The sequence below is a fragment of the Streptomyces sp. NPDC092370 genome (assembly GCF_044755265.1).
GTDB lineage: Bacteria > Actinomycetota > Actinomycetes > Streptomycetales > Streptomycetaceae > Streptomyces.
Genome location: NZ_JBIVQO010000011.1, coordinates 265,652 through 284,837, shown reverse-complemented (window position 1 = coordinate 284,837; position 19,186 = coordinate 265,652). Strand labels below are relative to the sequence as shown.

The window sequence follows — 19,186 nt, the reverse complement described above, 5'->3', positions numbered from 1 at the left end:
CTGCTCGGACCGGCCGGACCAGAGGGCCGTGATGCTGACACCACTTCCGTGGCTGGGCCAGTTGGTGGAGGCGGCACCTCGGAAACTGGTCACGGCGGCTCGGCGGGCGTACGCCCCGGGAGATCGTCGCGCTTGCGGTGGCGGACGACTGGCAGGGCGAGTTGCACGCCGCGTGGTGCCGCCTCCACCAACTGGCCCAGCCACCAGGACCGTTTCTCCCCGCCCCGCCGGGGCCTTCGCCACGACCTTCGAACCGGTCAGCCCCAGGTGTTCGCGCAGCAGGTCCAGCAGCGAGGTCCGGTTGTCGACCTGACGGTGTGCCGCTTGCCGTTCACGGTCAAGGAGACCTTGCTGCCGGGCGGCGCTTCGGCGGCAGCCGCGGGCTCGGCGCCGAACACGGACGGCCCCGCTGTCAGGCCGCCCGTCACGACCGCACCGCCGACGGCGGAGGTGGTCGCGATGAACGTGCGCCGCAACGGGACGGACGCCGCTCCCTCGGGAGGATGGACGGGTGACTCGGGAGACTCGGTGGACATGAACACCTCCTCGGTCGACGAAGGACGGTCGGCGGCGCTGAACGCCCTCATGTGCACGAACCGGCGTGACAGCACGGGACACCTTCACGCCCGGCGAACGAGCCGGGTGTTCGGCCCGCGAAGAGCGCGGCAGGCGGGCATTGATGCGCTTCAGCCGCCCTCATCAGGCGTTCGGTGCGGCACGAGATCCACTGTGCGGCAATCGGCGCGATACAACGAGCGAACAGGTGTGGGACGACTCCGGCCGAGACCACTGCCGTTGGTACGTCTGGCAGTAACAGGCAGAGCGATCCGGCCGCCGGCGGTGGCCGTGCGGGCCGTCACAGCGGCCCGCACGGTTCGCGCACACCCACACCGCCGCCTTGGTCCGCGATCGCGTGGCAGAACGGGCGATCACGGAGTGCCGGCCAGGAAGGTGATGCCGACGGTTTCGGTGCCCTCGTCGTAGCCGACGGTCGTCGACCGATCCGCGTCGGGGGGAAGTCCGGGCCGAACGGCCGGAGATCAACCGGACGGCCGGTGCGGTCGGATACCCGACCGCACCGGCCTTATGGTCCCCTGCTGACCGCAGTGGCGGCACACAGGGCTCTGGGACCCCGCCGCCCAACTCCGCGGAGCAACCGCTTCAGGCAGAAGTGACGGCTGCGTGTGCGAGGGCGGCGGTCTCCTCCGGCGTACCGTCGATCGGGATGGCCGCCCCCGCTTCGTCCTCTCCCATCGGTTCGAGGTCGGCGAACTGGCTGCGCAGCAGCTCGGGCGCCATGAAGTGGCCCTTCCTGGCGGTGATCCGTCCGGCGATCAGCTCGGGCGAGCCGTCGAGATGCAGGAAGAAGGTGCGCGGCGCGGCGGAGACCAGCCGGTCACGGTAGCGCCGCTTCAGCGCCGAGCAGGTCACTACCCCTCCGCTGTCCGCATGGCCGGCGAGCCATCGTGCGATCTCTTCCAGCCAGGGGCGGCGGTCCTCGTCGTCCAGAGGGTGGCCGGCTCGCATCTTCGCCACGTTGCGCGGGGGGTGGAAGTCGTCCCCCTCGGCGTACGGAACACCCAGACGGCGGGCCAGCGACCGGCCCACCGTGGTCTTCCCCGAGCCTGACACGCCCATGACCACAACCAAGGGAGCACAGTCGTACGACATGCAGAACCTTCCCTTCGAATCTCGTCTGCGCGGTCTAGAACTCGATGACTACCTTCACGTCGTCCGGTTGCTCCCTGAACGCCTCCGCCGCCCGTTCCAGCGGTACCCGCCGGGTGATCACGCGCTCGAGCCATGCCGGATCTGCCCCGGACAGGGCGTCGGCGGCCAGTCGGTAGTGGCGCAGGTTGGCGTTGACCGAGCCCACCACCGCGTCGTTCTGCAGCACGATCTCCCTGTTCACGGCACCGGCGTCCACGGTCGCCCTGCGGCCGGAGGGCGACACACCGGTCAGACACACCACTCCGTAGGCGGCGGTGCCGGTCAGCGAGGCGAGCACGGGCTCGTTCGCGCCGGTCGCTTCGATGACGACGTCCGGGCAGACGGCGGAGATGACCTTCTCGATGTCCTCGGCGTGGTACGTGGCGCCCATGTCCCGGACCAGGCCGGGCTTGGGGCCCTCGGTGACGCGGTCCAGCACATGCACTTCCAAGCCCCGCTGGATGCCCAGGAGGGCGGCGAGCAGGCCGATGGGCCCGGCGCCGGTCACCAGGACGCGTTGTGGCTCGAACCACGAACGGGCGCCGACCCGCTCCACCTGTTCCCACGCCTTCGCCACCACGGTGGTCGGCTCCATGAGCACACCGACGCGGTCCAGATGCGGCTCCAGCTTCACCGCGTAGTCGGCCTCCACGCGCCACGCCTCGGCCCCGTAGCCGTCGAGCTCCTTGATGCCGCGTTCGGTGTAGCGGCCGTTGCGGCACATGTCGAACTCCCCACGGGCACATGCCCCGCACGGCTCGGGGTCCGGGCGGCGCACCACCCCGGCGACAAGGTCACCGGCCGAGAAGTCGCTTCCGGGTGGTGCCTGCCGCACCCGTCCGAGGGACTCGTGCCCCAGGATCAGCCGCTCACCGCCTGGTGGGGCCGCACCGTACTCGCCCCGGACGATCTCCTTGTCCGTCCCGCACACCCCCACCGCCAGGGCGTCCACCAGCAGGTCTCCGGCAGCCGGGACGGGGTCGGGCACCTCCCTCACCTCTACGGAGTCCTTGGCGCCGGGCCGCACCGTCACTGCACGCATCGCCCACCTCGTCCTGTCTCGGGCGGCGCAGGATGGCGAGGCGCCGCTGTCTGGCCGTCTGTCCCTCTCAGAGGGTTTCAGTACCTGCCGGGCGGCACCGGAAACACGAAGGTGTCACCTTCGATCAGGGCCGAGTGGCCCATCGGCCCCGGTGACGGTGGCACACACCGAGGATTACCCGGATTTCACCGTCGGCGGCCCGGCCCGGCCGGTGCCGGTAGCGGGCGCGTGACCTCTCATCTCCTGGCCACGAGCAGACCGTCCCCGTCCATGCCCCGACCTGCATGAAAGGGCTCCGGGCAGGGCAAGCGGTTCTCCTGGAATATGGAGGATGCCATGACCATGACGGAGCAGCCGGTTCAGCTTCCGGGACGGGACACCGCCTGCAGCTCATGCCACAACACCCACGGCTCTGGCCCCGGCGCCGATGCGGAAACAGCTCGTGAACGGGTCAACCGGCGGTGGAACGAGATCCTTCAGGAGACACGGGTCACCCAGACGGGCGTGCAGATCCTCTTCGGGTTCCTGCTCAGTGTGGCTTTCACCCCGCTGTTCCGGGAGCTGGAGACGTTCGATCGCGTCATCTACGTCACGACCGTGGTGCTCGGCGCGGCGGCCACGGGATCGCTCATAGCACCCGTCTCCATCCACCGCTTCCTGTCCGGCCAGCGCATGAAGGACGAAGTGGTGGAAGCCGCCGGCCGCTTGATGATGTGCGGCATGGTCCTGCTCGCACTGACCATCGGCTGCACCCTCCTGCTGATCCTCCGTGTCGTCGTTCCCGGCGTCCTCGCCGAGGTGCTCACCGGCGGGGTCATGCTGTGGTTCGCCCTGTGCTGGTACGCGCTGCCGCTGCGTCTGCGTCGCCGCGCCGCTCGGCGCTCCCGGCCCGACGGGGCGTGACACCCTCGGGGCTCCAGACGGCGAGGTTCTCTGACCGGATGCCGTGACGGGGCCGTGCCTCGCCCGGGCTGCCGGCCGTCTTCCTCATGGTCGACACGGCGGTGCCGGCCCTGCGCCGGGGCCCGCGTGAAGCCGACCGCTTCTTCACCCCGACCGCGCTGCCGGTGCTGGGCATCGCGTCCTGTGCCGTGCTCGCACGCAGATCGAGGACCGGGTGTGGCTGCGCGGACTGACGATCGTCGCCGTCGGTACGGTGCTCGGCGCAGTCACCGCCGTTCGGCGGACCAGGCGGGCGCACAGGGACCCGCGGGACCCCGGCTGAACGGGCGCCTCTCCCCCGGCCTGCCAGGACCAAGCGGCCCGCCCTCGACGTTCCCGCTGCTCGCGACCGGATCGCGACTGTGCGGGCTACGGGGTGTCGTCGCCGCTCGGGGACTCCGGCCGGGCCGGGTCGACGAGCCGGTCGATCTCGGCGAGCACGCGGTCCACGAGCGGACGCGCCTGCGCCCGCAAGCATCACTCCAGCTCTCCTCGAGTCAGGGGCAGGTGAGACGGGGCTGCCCGGCGTGTTCGAGGGCTGGGCGGTGCTCGGGCGGGAGCCGGGCGAGGGCCCGGTCGGCGGCGTCCTTCGGCTTGATCCGGCCGGTGGCGAGAGTGGTCCGTATGCGAGCGAAGGTCAGCAGGACGTCGCGGGTGTCGCCGTCCAGGTCCTCGAGCAGGCCGGGGATGCCCGCCACGCCCGCCCGGACCGGGTCGGTCCGCGGAACCGGGTCGAGACCTGCGCCGGGACCAGCCGCACGATCTCCTGAACATGATTCACTTCGTCCGCGTCTCCTGCCGTCCGGCGGACTGCGCGGCATCAGCGAGTCGCGGCGAACCCACGGCCTCTCGCATCGAGGCACTTGAGTCTCCAGTGGCTGGAAGGTCCAGGATCTCACCCATGGACGATGAACGCCCCGAGGTACTGACCATCGGCCGGCTCGCGAACCGCACCGGACTTCCGGTGCGGACCCTGCGCTTCTGGTCGGACCATGGAGCGGTACCACCCGTGGCCCGCTCCGCGAGCGGCTACCGGTTGTACGACGCCACGTCCGTGGCCCGCGTCGAACTGGTCCGCACCCTGCGGGAGCTGGGCCTCGGGCTCGACGACGTGTGCCGGGTACTGAGCGGCCGGACCACGGTCGCCGAGATCGCCGACGCGCACGTGGCGGCACTCGACGCGCAGATCCGCTCCCTCAAGGTGAGCCGGGCCGTTCTGTCCACCGTGGCGACACGTGGTTCGACCGCTGAGGAGACGGCATTGATGAACCGGTTGGCCCGGCTGTCCGCAGCCGAACGCAAACAATTCGTCGACGAGTTCAAGGAGGAGGTGTTCGGCGGCCTCGACATCGAGCCGCGTTTGCGCGACCGCATACGCGCCGTCAGCATCGAATTGCCCGACGATCCCACACCTGACCAGGTCGACGCCTGGATCGAACTGGCCGAACTGGTACAGGATCCCGGCTTCCGCGCCCGGTTGCGGGCCTGGATGGACCTCAACACGCCCGCCCCGGGGCAGGGTCGTCCCCCCGGCGCGTCCATCTGGTGGGCCAGGCAGGTCGTGCAGACCGTCGCGGAGGTCAGAGAACGCGGAGCGTCGCCGGAGGGACCGGAGGCGGCCGGCGTGCTGTCCGAGCTGTTCGGGGACGCCGACCGGGCCGCCGTGCTGCGCAGCCTGGACGCCGGGATCGCGGCGGAAGCGGAGCGCTACCGCACGCTCGTCGCCCGCGTCCGCGGACAGTACGCGTCACCCGACGCGACCGAGGAACTGGAGTGGCTGGCGCGGGCCCTGCGCGCCGCAGACCAAGCCTGACCGAGCGGTCACTGCCCAACCACCGGGGCAGCCGGTTCCGAGGTCGGGCAGACCTCGGAACCGGCCACTCGGCAAGGGTGAGCCGCCCGAATGATGGCGCGGCGGCCCCGAGGTGCCTGATCAGCCCGACTCGCGCCACCACGCGGGAGACACACCGAGGCTCCAGACCTCGCCCGCTGACCCTGGGGCGTCTTCGTCAGCGCGTACGAAGATCCGCACGCCTGACTCGGGCACCCGGTAGCGGTGGATGCCGCCGGCCGTACCGGCCTCGCCCGGTTCGGGTTCGATCGAGCAGCCGAGTCCGGCGATCGCGGCGGCCAGGTCCTCGAAGCGCGTCGAGGGGGCGAATTCGCCGTACACGCCGCGCAGGGCCGTCGGTACGGACGACTCGGTGTCCCACCGCAGGCGGTGCGCCTGCACGCTCACCCCGAAGCAGGGCCAGGCGCCGCCCTCCTCCTGGAACGACAGCTCCACGAGCCCGTAGTCCCGGCGCAGCAGGCTTCCGTCCTCGGTGTCGAGGCAGTCGGCGCCGAGCTTGTTCTCCCACTCGGCGGGCTGCGCGCCGATACCCACGCCCAGGACGTCGGCGTGGGCGGCGACATGGGCGTAGAAGTCGAGGTAGGACATCTACATCTTCTCCATGGCCTCGATGAGGGCCTGCAGTTCGGCTGTGCGGTCGTTGTGAGGGTTCTGCCGCGCCGGCGCGACGCGACACGAGTGAGGCGGCCGCCGGTCCGGCAGCCGCCTCACTCCGCGCCTGTGGTGCCCGCTCAGCCGCGGACGATGTTCTGCGCCTGCGGCCCCTTCTGTCCCTGGCCGATGTCGAAGGTCACGTGCTCGCCCTCGGTCAGCTCGCGGTACCCGTTGCCCTGGATCTCGGAGTAGTGCGCGAAGACGTCCGGGCCCCCGCCGTCCTGTGCGATGAAGCCGAAGCCCTTCTCAGAGTTGAACCACTTCACGGTGCCGCTGGCCATACCATCGATCCTTCGTTCATACCAGGGAGCAGCCCTTCACCGCGGGCGTGCCCCAGCTCTGCAACTGCACGAGCCAGAAGCCGTTCTACCCCCGATCACCCTGCTTATCCGACCGACGACACACCTCAAGCCAAACCCGACTCCCGCGCGCGGTGCTCCGGGGTGAGGAAGACGGGCGGCGGGGCCCGTCCGCGCTGGACCGACTGCTGGAGCATCCGTCGGACATCCGGCGTGATTCGACGTCAGCTCAGGCCGATGCCGGCGTCCGGTCAGCGGGTGGCGAGGAACTGCAGCGTGTCGATCACCCGGTTCGAGAAGCCCCACTCGTTGTCGTACCAGGCGACCACCTTCACGTGGCGGCCGTCGACGCGGGTGAGAGCCGAATCGAAGATCGACGAGGCGGGGTTGCCCACGATGTCGGAGGAGACGAGCGGGTCGTCGGAGTACTCCAGGATCCCGGCGAGCGGCCCCTGCGCCGCGGCTCGGTAGGCCGCGAGCACGTCTTCGCGGGTCACGTCGCGGGCGACCGTCGTGTTGAGTTCGACGATCGAGCCCACCGGCACCGGCACACGGATCGAGTCGCCCGACAGCTTGCCGTCGAGGTTCGGCAGCACCAGGCCGATCGCCTTGGCGGCGCCGGTCGTGGTCGGCACGATGTTGACGCCGGCGGCCCGGGCGCGACGGGCGTCGCGGTGCGGACCGTCCTGCAGGTTCTGCTCCTGCGTGTAGGCGTGCACCGTCGTCATGAACCCGTGCTCGATACCGGCGAGGTCGTCGAGCACCTTGGCCAGCGGGGCGAGCGCGTTGGTGGTGCAGGAGGCGTTCGAGACGATCGTGTGCAACTCCGGGTCGTAGGCGTCGCTGTTGACCCCGAAGGCGAGGGTGACGTCGGCACCGTCCGAGGGCGCGCTGACGAGCACCTTCTTCGCACCCGCGTCGAGATGGGCGCGAGCGGCCTTCGCCGAGGTGAAGCGGCCCGTGGCTTCCAGGACGATGTCGACGCCGAGTTCGGCCCAGGGCAGCTGAGCCGGTTCGCGCTCGGCCAGCACCGTGATCCGGCGGCCGTCGACGACGAGGGTGTCCCCCTCGACGGTCACCGGACGCCCGAGCCGGCCGGCCGTGCTGTCGTAGGCAAGCAGCCGGGCGAGCGTGGCGGGCTCGGTGAGGTCGTTGACGGCGACGACCTCGAGGGAGCTGTCGCGCTCCAGCAGGGCGCGCAGCACATTGCGTCCGATGCGGCCGAATCCGTTGATGGCGATGCGAGTCATGAGTGTTCTCCCTTCCTTCGCCACCAGGCTCGCCCGCGGTTCGCGCCGCCGACAGTGGCGTGATCGCCACGGTTCAAAAGGATCCCGCCACACGAGCCCGCGACAGCCGCTACTCGCCCCGGGTGAAGGTGCGCCGGTACTCGCTCGGGGTGGTGCCCAGGATGCGCTGGAAGTGCAGGCGCAGGTTCGCCCCCGTACCGAGCCCGACGTCGGTGGCGATCTGTTCGACGCTGCGCTCGGAGCGCTCCAGCAGTTCGCGGGCCAGGTCGATGCGGGCACGCATCACCCACTGCATCGGGGTGTAGCCGGTCTCCTCGACGAAGCGCCGGGAGAACGTACGCGCCGACACCCCGGCCTGCCGCGCCAGTACGTCGAGGGAAAGGGGCTCGCCGAGTCGGTGCAGCGCCCACTCACGGGTGGCGCCGAAGCGCTCACCGAGTGGCTCGGGGACGCTGCGCGGAACGTACTGCGCCTGGCCGCCGCTGCGGTAGGGGGCGGCCACCAGACGGCGCGCCGCGTGATTGGACGCGGCGACCCCCAGGTCGCCGCGCAGGACGTGCAGGCACAGGTCGATGCCCGAGGCGGCGCCGGCCGAGGTGAGCACACTGCCCTCGTCGACGAACAGGACGTTCTCGTCGACCTGGACGAGCGGATGCCTGGCCATGAGCGCTCGCGCGTAGTGCCAGTGCGTCGTGGCGCGCCTGCCGTCGAGCAGGCCCGTGGCGGCGAGAGCGAAGGCCCCCGTCGAGATGGCGGCGAGCCGCGCGCCCCGCGCATGGGCGGCGATCAGTGCGTCCACGACGGCGCGCGGCGGGTCCTCGCGGTCCGGGTGCCGGTAGCCGGGGACGAAGACGATGTCGGCCCACGCCAACGCGTCCAGGCCGTGGGCGACGGAGTAGGACAGGCCATCGCCGCCGGTCACGAGACCGGGTGTCGCACCGCACACCCGCACCTCGTACGGCATGCTCGCGCGGGTCGTGAACACCTGCGCGGGAATACCGACATCGAGCGGCTTGGCGCCCTCGAGCACAAGGACAGCGACACGATGCAGTCGGGAGGCCGGCATGGGAAAGAGGCTACGTGGGACGTGACGTCCTGACGCTCACCGCCCGGGCCGACTTCACGGTGCGGTCCGCCGCCGGTTCCACCCCAGGTGCGAGGGCTTCCCGCCGGCTGCGTCCGGTCGCCGGACCGATTGACCTGGCCGGCGACGACGTCATTCAGCGTCCTCACTCCCGCATGCCGCCTGGGGACTCCCTGCCGTTACCCGGCACGGGCAGCCAACCTTGCGGTCCTTTCGCGCCAGACCGTGCGGTGGGCCGGAGCACTTCGCTTTGCCGTGCGCGGCTGTGCCGGCCCCGGTCCGCTCACATGTGCCGGGGGTGTTCGCCCGGCCGAACACTTCCGACGACGGCCGCCTCCTCGCCGGACAGCCGCCTGTGGCGACGGGCCGGTCCGGCGTTCGTCGACGCCGGTGACGGCCACATCAGCACGGCGGATGAAACGGGACCGGCTCTTCCCGACCGACGGCGCAGGGCTCCCGATGCATCGCCTCGTCCGGCACGGCCCTGTCAAGAGGTTCCCGGAGCGGACCCCGCACGCACCCGCAGGTCAGCGGGTCGATGGCTCGGTCTGACATGCGCCTGCACACGAAGGCTGGGATGCTGAGGAAGGAAGCGCTGCCCATGACGTGGCCCTGACCGGACAGGGGTGATGAGCACCGTGGCGGACATCCATGCGAGTGCTCAAGGATCCGCGGTTCCCATTGTTCCGGCGCTGTCGCCCACCGATCCTCTGGGCGATCCGCTTCTTCGCACCCGGTTCGCCCTCCCCGCGAGGCCCCAGACGTACCTGCGGCGACAGCGACTCGTCGACCACCTCGACCAAGCGCTCAGGACCCCGCTGACCCTGCTCAACGGCCCGGCCGGAGCCGGTAAAACCCTGCTGGCCGCCGATTGGGTCTCCGGGGTGGTCCCGCCGGTCGCCTGGGTCACCTTCGATGGCGGCGACCACCGTCCCGGAGTGTTCTGGGCCTACGTTCTGCAGGCCCTGCGCGCCTGTGGTGCGCCGGCATCCGACGCGGTCGGGACCCCCGACAACGCCTCCGGGGTGGGCGACAGGCTCCTGTCCTCGCTTGCCGCGGAGCTGAACGTCCGAGACCGGCCCGTGCTCCTCGTGCTCGACGAGTACGACCGTGTGACCGATGCGAAGGTCGCGGAGCAGTTGGAGTTCGTCCTGCACCACGCCGGCCCGGGCCTGCGCCTCGTCCTGGTCAGCCGCACCGAGCCGCTGCTCCCGTTGCACCGCCACCGGGCGGCCGGCGACCTGACGGAGATCCGCTCCGCGGAGTTGGCCTTCACTCCCGAAGAGGCCGCCACCCTGCTCGAGTTGCACGGCGTGGACGTTCCGATCCAGGCAGCGCGGAACCTGGTGGACCGCACCCGGGGCTGGGCGGCCGGTCTGAGCCTGTCCGCCCTGGCCGCCAGAGACAGCTCCGACCCCGAGCGCTATCTCAAAGAGTTCGAAGCGGACCGCAGCACGGTCGCGGACTTCCTGCTGGCCGAGGTCCTCAAGGGGCAGACCCAGGAGGCACAGGACCTCTTGCTGCGCGTCAGCGTCCTGGAGCGCTTCTGTCCCGATCTGGCCAATGCGCTGACCCGCCGTACCGATGCCGAACCGATTCTCACCGGACTGCACCGCCGAAACGCGTTCGTCGAAGGTCTCGAGCACGCGTGGTACCAGCTCCACCCGTTGTTCGCGGAGATACTGCGGGCACACCTGCGCGTTCGCCTGCCCGGTCTGGAGCCGGAACTTCACAGGCGGGCCGCGCAGTGGCTGCGTCGCCACGGCCACCTGCCGGAGACACTCGCCCACAGTGCCGCCGCGGACGACTGGGATCTCGCGGCCGGTGCCCTCGTGGACGACCTGGCGATCGGACGACTCTTCACCGGGCCGAGCTCGCACGACCTGGCGCAGTTGTTCTCCCCCATGGGGGCCGAGGTCAAGAGCCCGGCCACGGACCTCGTGCGTGCAGCCCACGACCTGTCCCGCCACGACCTCGGTCACGGCCTGGTCCGTCTGCACCACGTCCAGGAGCAGCTTGCCGGTGGCACCCGCGATGGGGCGGCCGCCCGGCTGAGCTGTGCACTGCTGGAGGCCCTGGCCGCCCGGCTGACCGGATGCCCGCCGCAGGTGGAGAAGGCCGCCGAGTCGGCCGCTGAACTACGGCAGGAGGTACCGGCTCATCTGCTGGACAAGCATCCCGAACTCACCGCCCTGCTGCTGACCCACGTCGGCTCGACGCTCCTGTGGGCCGGGCGTTTCGAGGACGCTCGTGCCGTCCTGACCACCGTGGTCGGAACTCCCGGCGGAGCATCCACCGTGGCGCCCCGGGAGGAGGCCATGGGACACCTGGCCCTGCTCGACTATCTCAACGGCTGGCCCGGCAGGGCGGAGCGCAAGGCACTGGCCGCACTGTCCGAGACTGACCGGCCCGGTTCTCACCAGCCTTCCGGATCGGGGATCGGACGGCTCGTCCTGGCCGCCGTGGCAGTCGACCGCGACGAACTGGACCGGGCTCAAGTTCTCATCGACGAAGCGGCCGCTCTCCCCTCGAGCACACGTGATCCGGTGACGGCCGCGGCGCGAGCCCTCGCCGCGGCGCGCCTCCTCATGGCCAGGGGGAAGATGCGCGCCGCTGTCGAGGCGGCCGACCCGGCCGTCCCCGCCGCCGTGGCCTCCCCGTGGGCGACAAGCCAGGAAGCGCTCGTCTCCGCGGCCGCCCACCTGAGCGAGGGGCGGGCGGACCGAGCCGCCGAGGCGCTTCAGTCGGTCTCCGTCGACCAGCCCGTGTGCGCTGTGCAGGCCGCGTCGATCCAGCTCGCCGCGCGACGTCCCGCGGCAGCCCTCGACCTCCTGGACAGCCTCCACGCGGAGGAACGGACCGGCCCGGCGCTGACAGTGGGGGCTTCGTTGGTGAGGGCTCGGGCCGCCGACGCGGCCGGAGACACAGCCACCGCCCGCAAGCTTCTGGCACGGGCGCTCCTCGACGCCCGGCGTGAGCGGTTGAGGCGTCCGTTCCTGGATGGCGAGGCATGGATCCGGCCTCTCATGGCCACGGGTCCGCTGCGCGATCTGGCGGCAGGCTGGCTGACGCCCGCTCCGTCACTGCGCGGCAAGCCGACGGGGCCACAGCCGCGGCCCGCGCCGCTCGTCGCGGTGGAGCTGAGCGCACGCGAGCAGGATGTCCTTGAGCGTGTGGCCCGGATGATGTCGACGGAGGAGATCGCCGCCGACCTCTGCCTGTCGGTGAACACGGTGAAGACCCACCTCAAGAGCATCTACCGAAAACTGGCAGTGAACCGGCGGGGCGAAGCGGTGCGCCGCGCACGGGACCTTCGCATGCTGTGATGACGTGGCGGTGCGGGGGCCGCACAGCCACACAGGCCGCGGCGGATGGGCAAGAACCTCGGCTGAGGCGGGAGGCCGACGTCCGCCCTCTCCGCCGTCGGCAGAACCGGCACCGGTGACCGCCATCCAGTCCGTCACCCCTCTGTATGCGCAGGTCGGCGGCCGCTTTCAGGTCGCCGGCGCATCACTGCGGCTCATGGCTGTCACCGTCGGGTCACCTGCTTCGGGTGAGGTTCGACCGGGCAGGGAGGCGGACGATGGCGGAAAGGGCGTCCGCCTGTCCCGGGCAGCCGTGGGAGGACAAGCTCGTGCGCTACGAGATCCGCGTCGAGGGGCATCTCTCGGAGACACTGGCCAGAGCGTTTCCGGAGCTGGGCCATGTGGTGATGGCCGGCCAGACGGTCCTGTTCGGCCCGGTCGTGGACGAAGCGCACCTGTACGGGCTGCTGGCGCGCTGCCAGTCACTGGGACTGCGGGTCGTGGAGATGCGGCCGGTGCCGGAATGAGGCGACCGGCACGCCATGTCTCCGGTCGCCCTGGGCGTACCCGAGGCCCAAGGGGTACCTGCGGCCCCGGGTGGGCAGCGGGAAGCGCTGTGCGAGGAGTCTTCGTACGGCCGGGCCCTCCTGCCGGTCCTCGGGGGACCCGACTTTCGACCCGGGCGACACGCGCCCGCGAAACAGCGCCGCACAACGCTCCTCAGGGTCGGGCCGTCCGCTGTACGCCGCGCCCCATGTGCGAGGACCGCGTCGATGCCGCCCCCGTCGTGTGTCGAGGTACCCGTGACCCGCAGCACCTCCACCCCGTCGGTTCCGGAAGCGGAGAGCCGACTTCCTCCGCCGTGCGCGGACGCCGGCCGTAGAGCCGCTCGGCCACCTTCCCGGCCAGCTCCCGTGCGTACGTCGCCCTCACTCCCGGAAGGACTGCACCGCCGCGCAGCCGACGGTGAACAGCAACAGCGGTGCGAGCAGCAGCAGTCGGCGCATGCCTCCACCCTTCCGGTGCCGCTCTCGGCGGGACAGTGCTCGCCGTGGCCGGCGTGGGTGATCGTCCTCAGCCGGTGCGGTCAGATGCGGGCGTGAGGGTGCGGCGGCGTCTGTACACCTCGACAAGGAGCACGGCTCCCCGGCGGCGGGCCCAACGGCCCCTTCCTCGCCAACCGGGCAGGACCCGGCCCCCCTCATCGGTAGGGCTGCCAGGCCGTGTCCTGCCGAGTCTCATCTGGCGGCCGCGCCTACTCAGCCTCCGCTCTTGCGCCGGAACGACCGCTGATTCGCGGCCGGGCCGTGCGCGCCGCGGATCTTTGACGCGTGGGTGTTCGCAGCGAGGTCGGCGGCATCCGCCTGCAGGCCGCGCTTGCGCGCCAAAGCCTCCCGAAACTTGCGCTTCAGGTCGGACTGACCGTCGTCGTCGGGCGAGAGGTCGGTGTTCTCGGCGTCAGCCGACTCCGATCCTTCGTGTGATGCAGACTCTGCGGCCATAGTGACCTCCTGGGCTAGGACGCTGGAAAGCACAGCTTGTCATGCCGGGCACCGCGTGAGCGGCGCCGCCCGCTACGCCGACCGCCGTCGCCCCTGGCTGCCGCCCAGGCGCGTGCGTTCCCATGGTCGGGCGTGGGGGTGTCCGACGGTGCGCGGTGGCGTGGTGAAGTCAGCCGCTCAGCTTCCCGAACCGGGCCAGGCGGTGCCAGACCTTCTTGAGGTCCTGGAGGGCGTAGCGACCGGTGCGGGCGGCATCTCCGACAACCCGGGGAGTGAGCCGGCCTGCGACAGCGATCTCGATTCCCAGATCCACAGACACCTGACCGCGGTAATGCCGATGCTGCCGCAGTTCGTCCACACCGAGTCGAAAACCGGGATGCCACTCGACGGGGCACGGCAGGCGTTCTGCCGCGGCTTCGACCGCCGTACCGCGATAGCTGGGGTCCAGCACCAGCGCTTCCACGTCCCGGTCGAATCTGACAGGCCCGTGGATCTGTGCCTCGATGTGGTTGTCCAGGAGATCCGTGTCCGCTGCCTCAGCGAGTTCGAGCAGCGAGCATCGACCGGCGATGCCGAACGCAGACGGCTCGGCGGAGCTGTCCGGGTGGCAGAAAGTAGCGCGCGTGAGAGCTTCAGGCGTGAGCCGGAAGTAGGAGGAGCCGAATCGCGGAGCACCGCCGACCGGATCACGACGGTGGTTCAACGCACCGTAGACAGGACGCTGGTCGGGTGGGGCGTCGTCATACGCGCCGGCGAAGAGGCGGCTCTCCCAGCGCCATCGGTCTCCGCCCGGGTGAGCGGTCAGTCCGTCGTTGCTCGTTCCTGTGACGAACTGTGACCGGTAGACGCCGTCGTGAGCCATCTGGGCCAGGATGGGACGGTTCCCCGCGGCTCGGTCAGGATGGAAGTGCATCGTCACCCGCAGGTCCGGAGGCAGGGGCTTCCCCCTGGACGATGCCGCGACATGTCGCAGAGCCCTCTCGTGAAGCGAGACGGCGGTGTCGGCAACCATGCGTGGAGTCTGCACAAGTCGCGGGCATGAGCGCACCCCAAAATAGCCACCGCCGGCAGGGATCACTGTCAGAACAGGCGCCCCTGGCAGCCTCGTTGGGCAGAGCGGGGAGCGGGCCGGCCGGCCCCCGCCGGGGCCGGTTCGTCGCCGAAGAGGGGAGCCGTACCGCACTCGTCCAGCTCGGCCGGGATCCGTCCGTCCACCTCCGGGCGCGGCGGCGCGTCACGGTCGAACTCGTCGGGAGTCATGCACACCCAGTCGCGGCCACCCTGCTCACTCACTCGTCGTCACCGCCCCTCCCGGGGGCCCACCCCCGGAATGCTTCCCGGGATCAAGTGCTGCCCACCCATGATCAGTTCCACCATCTCCAACGGTCCGAACCCGTTCGCCGGCATCAAGTCGCCGTCCCTGTACGCCCGCGGGAAAGCAGGTCCGGCAGACCCGGCCGCCCTGAAGGTTTACGACCTCGTCCTCGACGGACCCACCGCCTCGGGCCGGTCCGAGACACCGGCGCCCCTCCCCGCCGCGTGCGGCCGGCGCTCCACGCCCCGGACCGGCCGAGAGTGCGGCACGATGGAGGCGTGCGGATGCGACCAGTGCTGATCTTCGACGGGGACTGCGGCTTCTGCACCACGTCGGTGGGCGTCGTCCAGCGTCTGGTGCGGCCCCGCTGCGATGCCGTGGCGTGGCAGCACGCGGAGCTTGCGTCGCTCGGCGTCACCGCGGAGCGTGCCCGGTACGAGGCCCTGTGGGTGACACCCACCGGGCGGGCGTACGGCGGGGCGCAGGCGGTGGCGAGGATTTTGCTGAGCGGGGGCGGGGTGTGGTCCGTCGTGGGAGCGGTCCTGACTCTGCCGCCCGTGCGCTGGGCCGCGCACGGCGTGTACCGCCTGGTGGCCGCCCACCGCGGGCGACTCCCGGGAGGGACAGCGGCGTGCGCGGCACCCGGAGCGAAGACACACCGGGCGCAATCCGCGATATCCCCGGCGCGTCCCGCGCCGTGGGAGGTCGAGGAGCGTGACGAGCCGGGTGGCGCGTCGCGCTGGAATCGGCCGACGGGACGGGCGAGTGGTGCCGGCAGAGACGCCGTTCGCCGTCAGCGGGGCGGGTGAGACGGGAAGGCATCGGGGGTGGCGCCCTCGGCCTCGGCCGCGTCGGCCAGGGCCGCGGCCGCGGCTTCCTCGGCCTGAGCCTTGTCGGTGGCGGCTTGGGCGACCATGTCGTCAGGGGGTTTCTCGCGGGTGGCCGGCGACTGGGGCAGCACCTCGGTGAAGGCGCGGGACACGCCCTGGAGTGCGGCGGTGATCTCGCTGGGGATCACCCAGAAGTTGTTGCCCGAGCCTTGCGCGAGCTGGGGCAGCGTCTGGAGGTACTGGTAGGCGAGCAACTTGGGGTCGGGGTCGTTGCGATGTACGGCCTGGAACACCTCGTCGATGGCCCGTGACTGCCCCTCGGCCTGGAGGATCGCAGCGGTACGGTTCCCTTCCGCGCGCAGGACGGCGGCCTGTTTGTCGCCCTCGGCGGTGAGGATCTGTGACTGGCGCTGCCCTTCCGCTCCGAGAATCGCGGCCCGCTTGTCCCGTTCGGCTCGCATCTGCTTCTGCATCGCGTCCTTGATGGACTGCGGAGGATCGATGGCTTTGATCTCCACCCGGTTGACCCTCAGCCCCCACTTTCCGGTGGCCTCGTCCAGGACTCCACGCAGCTGGCTGTTGATGGTGTCCCGTGAGGTGAGGGTCTTCTCCAGGTCCATGGATCCCACCACGTTGCGCAAGGTGGTGACGGTGAGCTGCTCGACCGCCTGAAGGAAATTCGCGATCTCGTAAAAGGCGGCTCGCGGATCGGTGACCTGGAAGTACAGAACAGTGTCGATCTCGACGACGAGATTGTCCTCGGTGATAACCGGCTGCGGCTTGAAGGAAACCACCTGTTCCCGGAGATCGATCACCGGATGAACGCGGTCGATGTAAGGGATCACGAGACTGAGGCCCGGATTGAGGGTCCGATGGTAACGGCCGAGGCGCTCGACATTGCGAGCACGCGCCTGGGGCACGATGCGCACCGCTCGCACCACCGTGAAAACCGCGAGCAATGCGACGAACAGGCCGGCGATCAGAAAGGCCGAGGTTTCCATGGTTTCAGTCCCGGGGGTAGACAATCGCGGTGGCGCCGCTGATCTCCATGACGTCGACGATCTTTCCGGGGGGAATCACCAGCGTCTCGTCGTAGGCGCGGGCCGTCCACTCCTCACCGTCGATGCGGACCCTGCCTCCCATGCCCGTCACCTCTGAGACGACATAGCCACCCCTGCCGACCAGTGCGTCCACGCCGAATCTCTCCGCCGGAGGCTGGAGTACGTGGCGCAGCGCAAGGGGGCGTACGAACAGCACGGTGACTGTGGCCACGAGGGTGAACACCAGGAACTGCAACGGCAGCGGCAGCCCGACCGCGGCGGACCCCGCCGTGACCAATGCGGCCGCACTCAGCATTCCGAGCGCGGCAGTGAGCGTGAAGATTTCCGCCGCGGCCAAAACCGCTGCGATGATCAACCAGATCAGCCATGGATCCATTGCGTGCCTCTACTGATCGGTGTGGTTGCCGAAGGGCTGACCTCCACCATTGCACCCTGATACGGCACAGCCGGGATGGATACCCCCGAGAACGGGAATCCTGCCGAACGACCGGAGATCTACCGGTGCCCTATGGATTCCGCGCAGGCTACCTCCGTCTTTGGGGCCGTTTTACCCACAGAGGAAGATCCGTGAACCACCCTCTCCCAGGAGCCCGGTTCCCGGACGGACGCGTCCGCCATTGCGTGCACATGACATGCTTGCCCGCCCCTTGCCCAGCGCGCCACGGCCCTGCTACTTCTGGGGATCGTTAGGAAGGTTTCCTGTCTGAGGGTTCCCGCGGTCACCCCCACGCTCGTCGCGGCCGCAGGAGCCCGCCCCCTCTTCGATGGAGTGAGTCCTGACCATGAGTTGGCTACGCTCGTCCCATCCCACACCGCGCGGCTCCGGCGCGGCCGTCGCCCTGGCGCTGGCCCTATCCGCTGCCCTTCCCGCTACGGCAGCCGTCTCGGCGGACAGTGCGGCCGCCTCACCCCGTGCCGCCACCGTGCACGAGGCTGAATCCGCCGTCATCTCGCGCGGTGCAGTGGAGTCCGACCACGCCGGCTTCACCGGTGACGGCTTCGTCAACTACGACAACGTCCGGGGCGGTTACGTGCAGTGGACCGTCAACGTCACGCAGGCCGGCCCGACCGGCCTCACCCTGCGCTTCGCCAACGGCACCGCCACCAACCGCCCCATGGACATCACGGTGAACGGTGCGATGGCATCCAGCGGCAAAGCCTTCCCGGGCACGGGCGCATGGACCAACTGGACCACCACCACGCTCAACGTGAACCTCAGGACCGGGGCGAACACGATCAGGGCGACCGCGACCACCGCCAACGGCGGACCGAACGTGGACCGCATCTCGCTGGAGACCTCCGGCGGCCCGGCCGGCGACACACCCGCTGCCGTCAACGGGCAGCTTCGAGTGTGCGGAACGAAGCTGTGCAACCGGCACGGCAAGCCCGTCCAGCTACGCGGGATGAGCAGCCACGGCACCCAGTGGTACAGCCAGTGCCTCACCAGCGGCTCACTCGACGCGCTGGCCAGGGACTGGCACGCCGACGTCCTGCGCGTGTCCACCTACGTACAGGAAGGCGGCTACGAGAGCGACCCGCGGCGCTTCACCGACATGGTGCACAGCCTGATCGAGCAGGCCACCGCCCGCGGCCTCTACGTCATCGTGGACTGGCACCAGCTCACCCCCGGTGACCCCCACTACAACCTGTCGCGCGCCAGGACGTTCTTCACCGAGATCGCTCAGCGCCACGCGAACAAGACCAACCTGCTCTACGAGATCGCCAACGAGCCCAACGGCGTGAGCTGGTCGAGGATCAGGTCCTATGCCGAACAGCTGATCCCGGTCATCCGGCAGAAGGACCCGGAGACACCCGTACTGGTCGGCACCCGCGCCTGGTCCTCACTCGGCGTCTCCGACGGCAGCAGCGAGAACGAGGTCACCGCCGACCCGGTCAACGCCACCAACATCCTGTACACGTTCCACTTCTACGCGTCCTCGCACCGCGAGGAGTACCTCGACACCCTGTCTCGCGCCGCCGACAAGCTGCCCGTCTTCGTCACCGAGTTCGGCACGCAGAACTCCGCCGGCGAAGGGGCGAACGACTTCACCATGACCAAGCGTTACATCGACTTGATGGCAGCGAAGAAGATCAGCTGGGTCAACTGGAACTTCTCCGATGACGAGCGGTCCGGAGCCGTCTTCAAGCCCGGCACATGCAACGCCGACGGCCCCTGGACCGGCACGGCCCAGCTGAAGCCGGCCGGGACCTGGATCAGGGAGCAGATCCGCACCCCTGACGACTTCCCGACCAGCTGACCCCTTCTCTGCCCGGCCCCGCCCGTCGATCCGGGCGGGCGGGGCGCAGTGATCGCCGGCAGGGCCCGGCCACGCCTCACGC

19 protein-coding genes and 1 pseudogene are annotated in these 19,186 nt (G+C 70.2%); 7 read left to right on the top strand and 13 right to left on the bottom strand.

What is annotated here, in order from left to right:
- Positions 1 to 257: 257 nt before the first annotated feature.
- The 3 genes from ACIQHQ_RS29610 to ACIQHQ_RS29600 all read right to left on the bottom strand — a co-directional run bounded on the left by ACIQHQ_RS29610 (position 258) and on the right by ACIQHQ_RS29600 (position 2,752).
- Positions 258 to 536, bottom strand: a complete 279-nt coding sequence (locus tag ACIQHQ_RS29610) for a hypothetical protein (protein WP_402617482.1) — start codon at positions 534 to 536, stop codon at positions 258 to 260.
- A 625-nt stretch (positions 537 to 1,161) separates the two neighbouring features.
- Positions 1,162 to 1,671 carry a gluconokinase gene (locus ACIQHQ_RS29605; RefSeq protein ID WP_402617439.1) on the bottom strand — a complete coding sequence of 170 codons (510 nt, stop codon included), beginning with the start codon at positions 1,669 to 1,671 and terminating at the stop codon, positions 1,162 to 1,164.
- Between the two features lie 34 nt (positions 1,672 to 1,705).
- Positions 1,706 to 2,752, bottom strand: coding sequence for a glucose 1-dehydrogenase (locus tag ACIQHQ_RS29600; RefSeq protein ID WP_402617436.1), 1,047 nt, complete (start codon positions 2,750 to 2,752; stop codon positions 1,706 to 1,708).
- A gap of 336 nt (positions 2,753 to 3,088) precedes the next feature.
- On the opposite strand from ACIQHQ_RS29600, the gene ACIQHQ_RS29595 reads away from it, so the two are divergent.
- On the top strand, positions 3,089 to 3,655 hold the full coding sequence (locus ACIQHQ_RS29595; RefSeq protein WP_402617433.1) for a DUF6328 family protein: 567 nt from the start codon (positions 3,089 to 3,091) through the stop codon (positions 3,653 to 3,655).
- A 536-nt stretch (positions 3,656 to 4,191) separates the two neighbouring features.
- Here the strand turns inward: ACIQHQ_RS29595 and ACIQHQ_RS29590 are convergent.
- Positions 4,192 to 4,392, bottom strand: a complete 201-nt coding sequence (locus ACIQHQ_RS29590; RefSeq protein WP_402617430.1) for an aminoglycoside adenylyltransferase domain-containing protein — start codon at positions 4,390 to 4,392, stop codon at positions 4,192 to 4,194.
- 203 nt (positions 4,393 to 4,595) lie between these two features.
- Here ACIQHQ_RS29590 and ACIQHQ_RS29585 point away from each other — a divergent pair, with 203 nt between their 5' ends.
- On the top strand, positions 4,596 to 5,507 hold the full coding sequence (locus ACIQHQ_RS29585) for a MerR family transcriptional regulator (protein WP_402617427.1): 912 nt from the start codon (positions 4,596 to 4,598) through the stop codon (positions 5,505 to 5,507).
- A gap of 120 nt (positions 5,508 to 5,627) precedes the next feature.
- Here ACIQHQ_RS29585 and ACIQHQ_RS29580 read toward each other — a convergent pair whose 3' ends face one another.
- The 4 genes from ACIQHQ_RS29580 to ACIQHQ_RS29565 form a co-directional block, all read right to left on the bottom strand.
- The gene (locus ACIQHQ_RS29580) at positions 5,628 to 6,134 is read right to left on the bottom strand and encodes a hypothetical protein (RefSeq protein WP_402617425.1); all 507 of its coding nucleotides are present in this window, start codon (positions 6,132 to 6,134) and stop codon (positions 5,628 to 5,630) included.
- 143 nt (positions 6,135 to 6,277) lie between these two features.
- The gene (locus tag ACIQHQ_RS29575; protein ID WP_107458844.1) at positions 6,278 to 6,481 is read right to left on the bottom strand and encodes a cold-shock protein; all 204 of its coding nucleotides are present in this window, start codon (positions 6,479 to 6,481) and stop codon (positions 6,278 to 6,280) included.
- 269 nt (positions 6,482 to 6,750) lie between these two features.
- Positions 6,751 to 7,749: a type I glyceraldehyde-3-phosphate dehydrogenase gene (gap, locus tag ACIQHQ_RS29570; protein ID WP_402617422.1), complete on the bottom strand. Its 999-nt coding sequence runs from the start codon at positions 7,747 to 7,749 to the stop codon at positions 6,751 to 6,753.
- A 109-nt stretch (positions 7,750 to 7,858) separates the two neighbouring features.
- Positions 7,859 to 8,815 carry a GlxA family transcriptional regulator gene (locus ACIQHQ_RS29565; RefSeq protein WP_402617419.1) on the bottom strand — a complete coding sequence of 319 codons (957 nt, stop codon included), beginning with the start codon at positions 8,813 to 8,815 and terminating at the stop codon, positions 7,859 to 7,861.
- Positions 8,816 to 9,462: 647 nt separating this feature from the next.
- On the opposite strand from ACIQHQ_RS29565, the gene ACIQHQ_RS29560 reads away from it, so the two are divergent.
- The gene (locus tag ACIQHQ_RS29560; protein ID WP_402617416.1) at positions 9,463 to 12,159 is read left to right on the top strand and encodes a LuxR C-terminal-related transcriptional regulator; all 2,697 of its coding nucleotides are present in this window, start codon (positions 9,463 to 9,465) and stop codon (positions 12,157 to 12,159) included.
- Between the two features lie 308 nt (positions 12,160 to 12,467).
- Positions 12,468 to 12,665: a hypothetical protein gene (locus ACIQHQ_RS29555; protein WP_402617480.1), complete on the top strand. Its 198-nt coding sequence runs from the start codon at positions 12,468 to 12,470 to the stop codon at positions 12,663 to 12,665.
- A gap of 732 nt (positions 12,666 to 13,397) precedes the next feature.
- Here ACIQHQ_RS29555 and ACIQHQ_RS29550 read toward each other — a convergent pair.
- The 3 genes from ACIQHQ_RS29550 to ACIQHQ_RS29540 all read right to left on the bottom strand — a co-directional run bounded on the left by ACIQHQ_RS29550 (position 13,398) and on the right by ACIQHQ_RS29540 (position 14,933).
- Positions 13,398 to 13,640 (bottom strand): DUF5302 domain-containing protein, encoded by a 243-nt coding sequence (locus tag ACIQHQ_RS29550; RefSeq protein ID WP_402617413.1) that lies wholly within the window; start codon positions 13,638 to 13,640, stop codon positions 13,398 to 13,400.
- Between the two features lie 169 nt (positions 13,641 to 13,809).
- Positions 13,810 to 14,652, bottom strand: coding sequence for a DUF3626 domain-containing protein (locus tag ACIQHQ_RS29545; RefSeq protein ID WP_402617410.1), 843 nt, complete (start codon positions 14,650 to 14,652; stop codon positions 13,810 to 13,812).
- A gap of 68 nt (positions 14,653 to 14,720) precedes the next feature.
- Complete coding sequence (locus tag ACIQHQ_RS29540) at positions 14,721 to 14,933, bottom strand: hypothetical protein (protein WP_402617407.1); 213 nt, start codon at positions 14,931 to 14,933, stop codon at positions 14,721 to 14,723.
- A 67-nt stretch (positions 14,934 to 15,000) separates the two neighbouring features.
- On the opposite strand from ACIQHQ_RS29540, the gene ACIQHQ_RS29535 reads away from it, so the two are divergent.
- Entirely contained in the window at positions 15,001 to 15,255 is a 255-nt protein-coding gene (locus ACIQHQ_RS29535; RefSeq protein WP_402617404.1) for a hypothetical protein, read from the top strand.
- Positions 15,234 to 15,608 (top strand): annotated as a pseudogene (locus tag ACIQHQ_RS29530) (thiol-disulfide oxidoreductase DCC family protein); the annotation flags it as partial. The gene ACIQHQ_RS29535 and the pseudogene ACIQHQ_RS29530, both read left to right, overlap by 22 nt.
- A 140-nt stretch (positions 15,609 to 15,748) precedes the next feature.
- Here the strand turns inward: ACIQHQ_RS29530 and ACIQHQ_RS29525 are convergent.
- Positions 15,749 to 16,786, bottom strand: coding sequence for an SPFH domain-containing protein (locus ACIQHQ_RS29525; RefSeq protein ID WP_402617401.1), 1,038 nt, complete (start codon positions 16,784 to 16,786; stop codon positions 15,749 to 15,751).
- A gap of 4 nt (positions 16,787 to 16,790) precedes the next feature.
- Positions 16,791 to 17,222 carry an NfeD family protein gene (locus ACIQHQ_RS29520; RefSeq protein WP_402617398.1) on the bottom strand — a complete coding sequence of 144 codons (432 nt, stop codon included), beginning with the start codon at positions 17,220 to 17,222 and terminating at the stop codon, positions 16,791 to 16,793.
- Positions 17,223 to 17,628: 406 nt separating this feature from the next.
- Here ACIQHQ_RS29520 and ACIQHQ_RS29515 point away from each other — a divergent pair, with 406 nt between their 5' ends.
- The gene (locus ACIQHQ_RS29515; RefSeq protein ID WP_402617395.1) at positions 17,629 to 19,104 is read left to right on the top strand and encodes a cellulase family glycosylhydrolase; all 1,476 of its coding nucleotides are present in this window, start codon (positions 17,629 to 17,631) and stop codon (positions 19,102 to 19,104) included.
- Positions 19,105 to 19,186 lie beyond the last annotated feature (82 nt).

What these genes read in the sequence shown, in the direction of transcription:
- ACIQHQ_RS29610 (WP_402617482.1), bottom strand. Translation starts at nt 536, where the DNA reads ATGTCCACCGAGTCTCCCGAGTCACCCGTCCATCCTCCCGAGGGAGCG.
- ACIQHQ_RS29605 (WP_402617439.1), bottom strand. Translation starts at nt 1,671, where the DNA reads ATGTCGTACGACTGTGCTCCCTTGGTTGTGGTCATGGGCGTGTCAGGC.
- ACIQHQ_RS29600 (WP_402617436.1), bottom strand. Translation starts at nt 2,752, where the DNA reads ATGCGTGCAGTGACGGTGCGGCCCGGCGCCAAGGACTCCGTAGAGGTG.
- ACIQHQ_RS29595 (WP_402617433.1), top strand. Translation starts at nt 3,089, where the DNA reads ATGACCATGACGGAGCAGCCGGTTCAGCTTCCGGGACGGGACACCGCC.
- ACIQHQ_RS29585 (WP_402617427.1), top strand. Translation starts at nt 4,596, where the DNA reads ATGGACGATGAACGCCCCGAGGTACTGACCATCGGCCGGCTCGCGAAC.
- ACIQHQ_RS29580 (WP_402617425.1), bottom strand. Translation starts at nt 6,134, where the DNA reads ATGTCCTACCTCGACTTCTACGCCCATGTCGCCGCCCACGCCGACGTC.
- ACIQHQ_RS29575 (WP_107458844.1), bottom strand. Translation starts at nt 6,481, where the DNA reads ATGGCCAGCGGCACCGTGAAGTGGTTCAACTCTGAGAAGGGCTTCGGC.
- gap (WP_402617422.1), bottom strand. Translation starts at nt 7,749, where the DNA reads ATGACTCGCATCGCCATCAACGGATTCGGCCGCATCGGACGCAATGTG.
- ACIQHQ_RS29565 (WP_402617419.1), bottom strand. Translation starts at nt 8,815, where the DNA reads ATGCCGGCCTCCCGACTGCATCGTGTCGCTGTCCTTGTGCTCGAGGGC.
- ACIQHQ_RS29560 (WP_402617416.1), top strand. Translation starts at nt 9,463, where the DNA reads ATGAGCACCGTGGCGGACATCCATGCGAGTGCTCAAGGATCCGCGGTT.
- ACIQHQ_RS29550 (WP_402617413.1), bottom strand. Translation starts at nt 13,640, where the DNA reads ATGGCCGCAGAGTCTGCATCACACGAAGGATCGGAGTCGGCTGACGCC.
- ACIQHQ_RS29545 (WP_402617410.1), bottom strand. Translation starts at nt 14,652, where the DNA reads ATGGTTGCCGACACCGCCGTCTCGCTTCACGAGAGGGCTCTGCGACAT.
- ACIQHQ_RS29535 (WP_402617404.1), top strand. Translation starts at nt 15,001, where the DNA reads ATGATCAGTTCCACCATCTCCAACGGTCCGAACCCGTTCGCCGGCATC.
- ACIQHQ_RS29525 (WP_402617401.1), bottom strand. Translation starts at nt 16,786, where the DNA reads ATGGAAACCTCGGCCTTTCTGATCGCCGGCCTGTTCGTCGCATTGCTC.
- ACIQHQ_RS29520 (WP_402617398.1), bottom strand. Translation starts at nt 17,222, where the DNA reads ATGGATCCATGGCTGATCTGGTTGATCATCGCAGCGGTTTTGGCCGCG.
- ACIQHQ_RS29515 (WP_402617395.1), top strand. Translation starts at nt 17,629, where the DNA reads ATGAGTTGGCTACGCTCGTCCCATCCCACACCGCGCGGCTCCGGCGCG.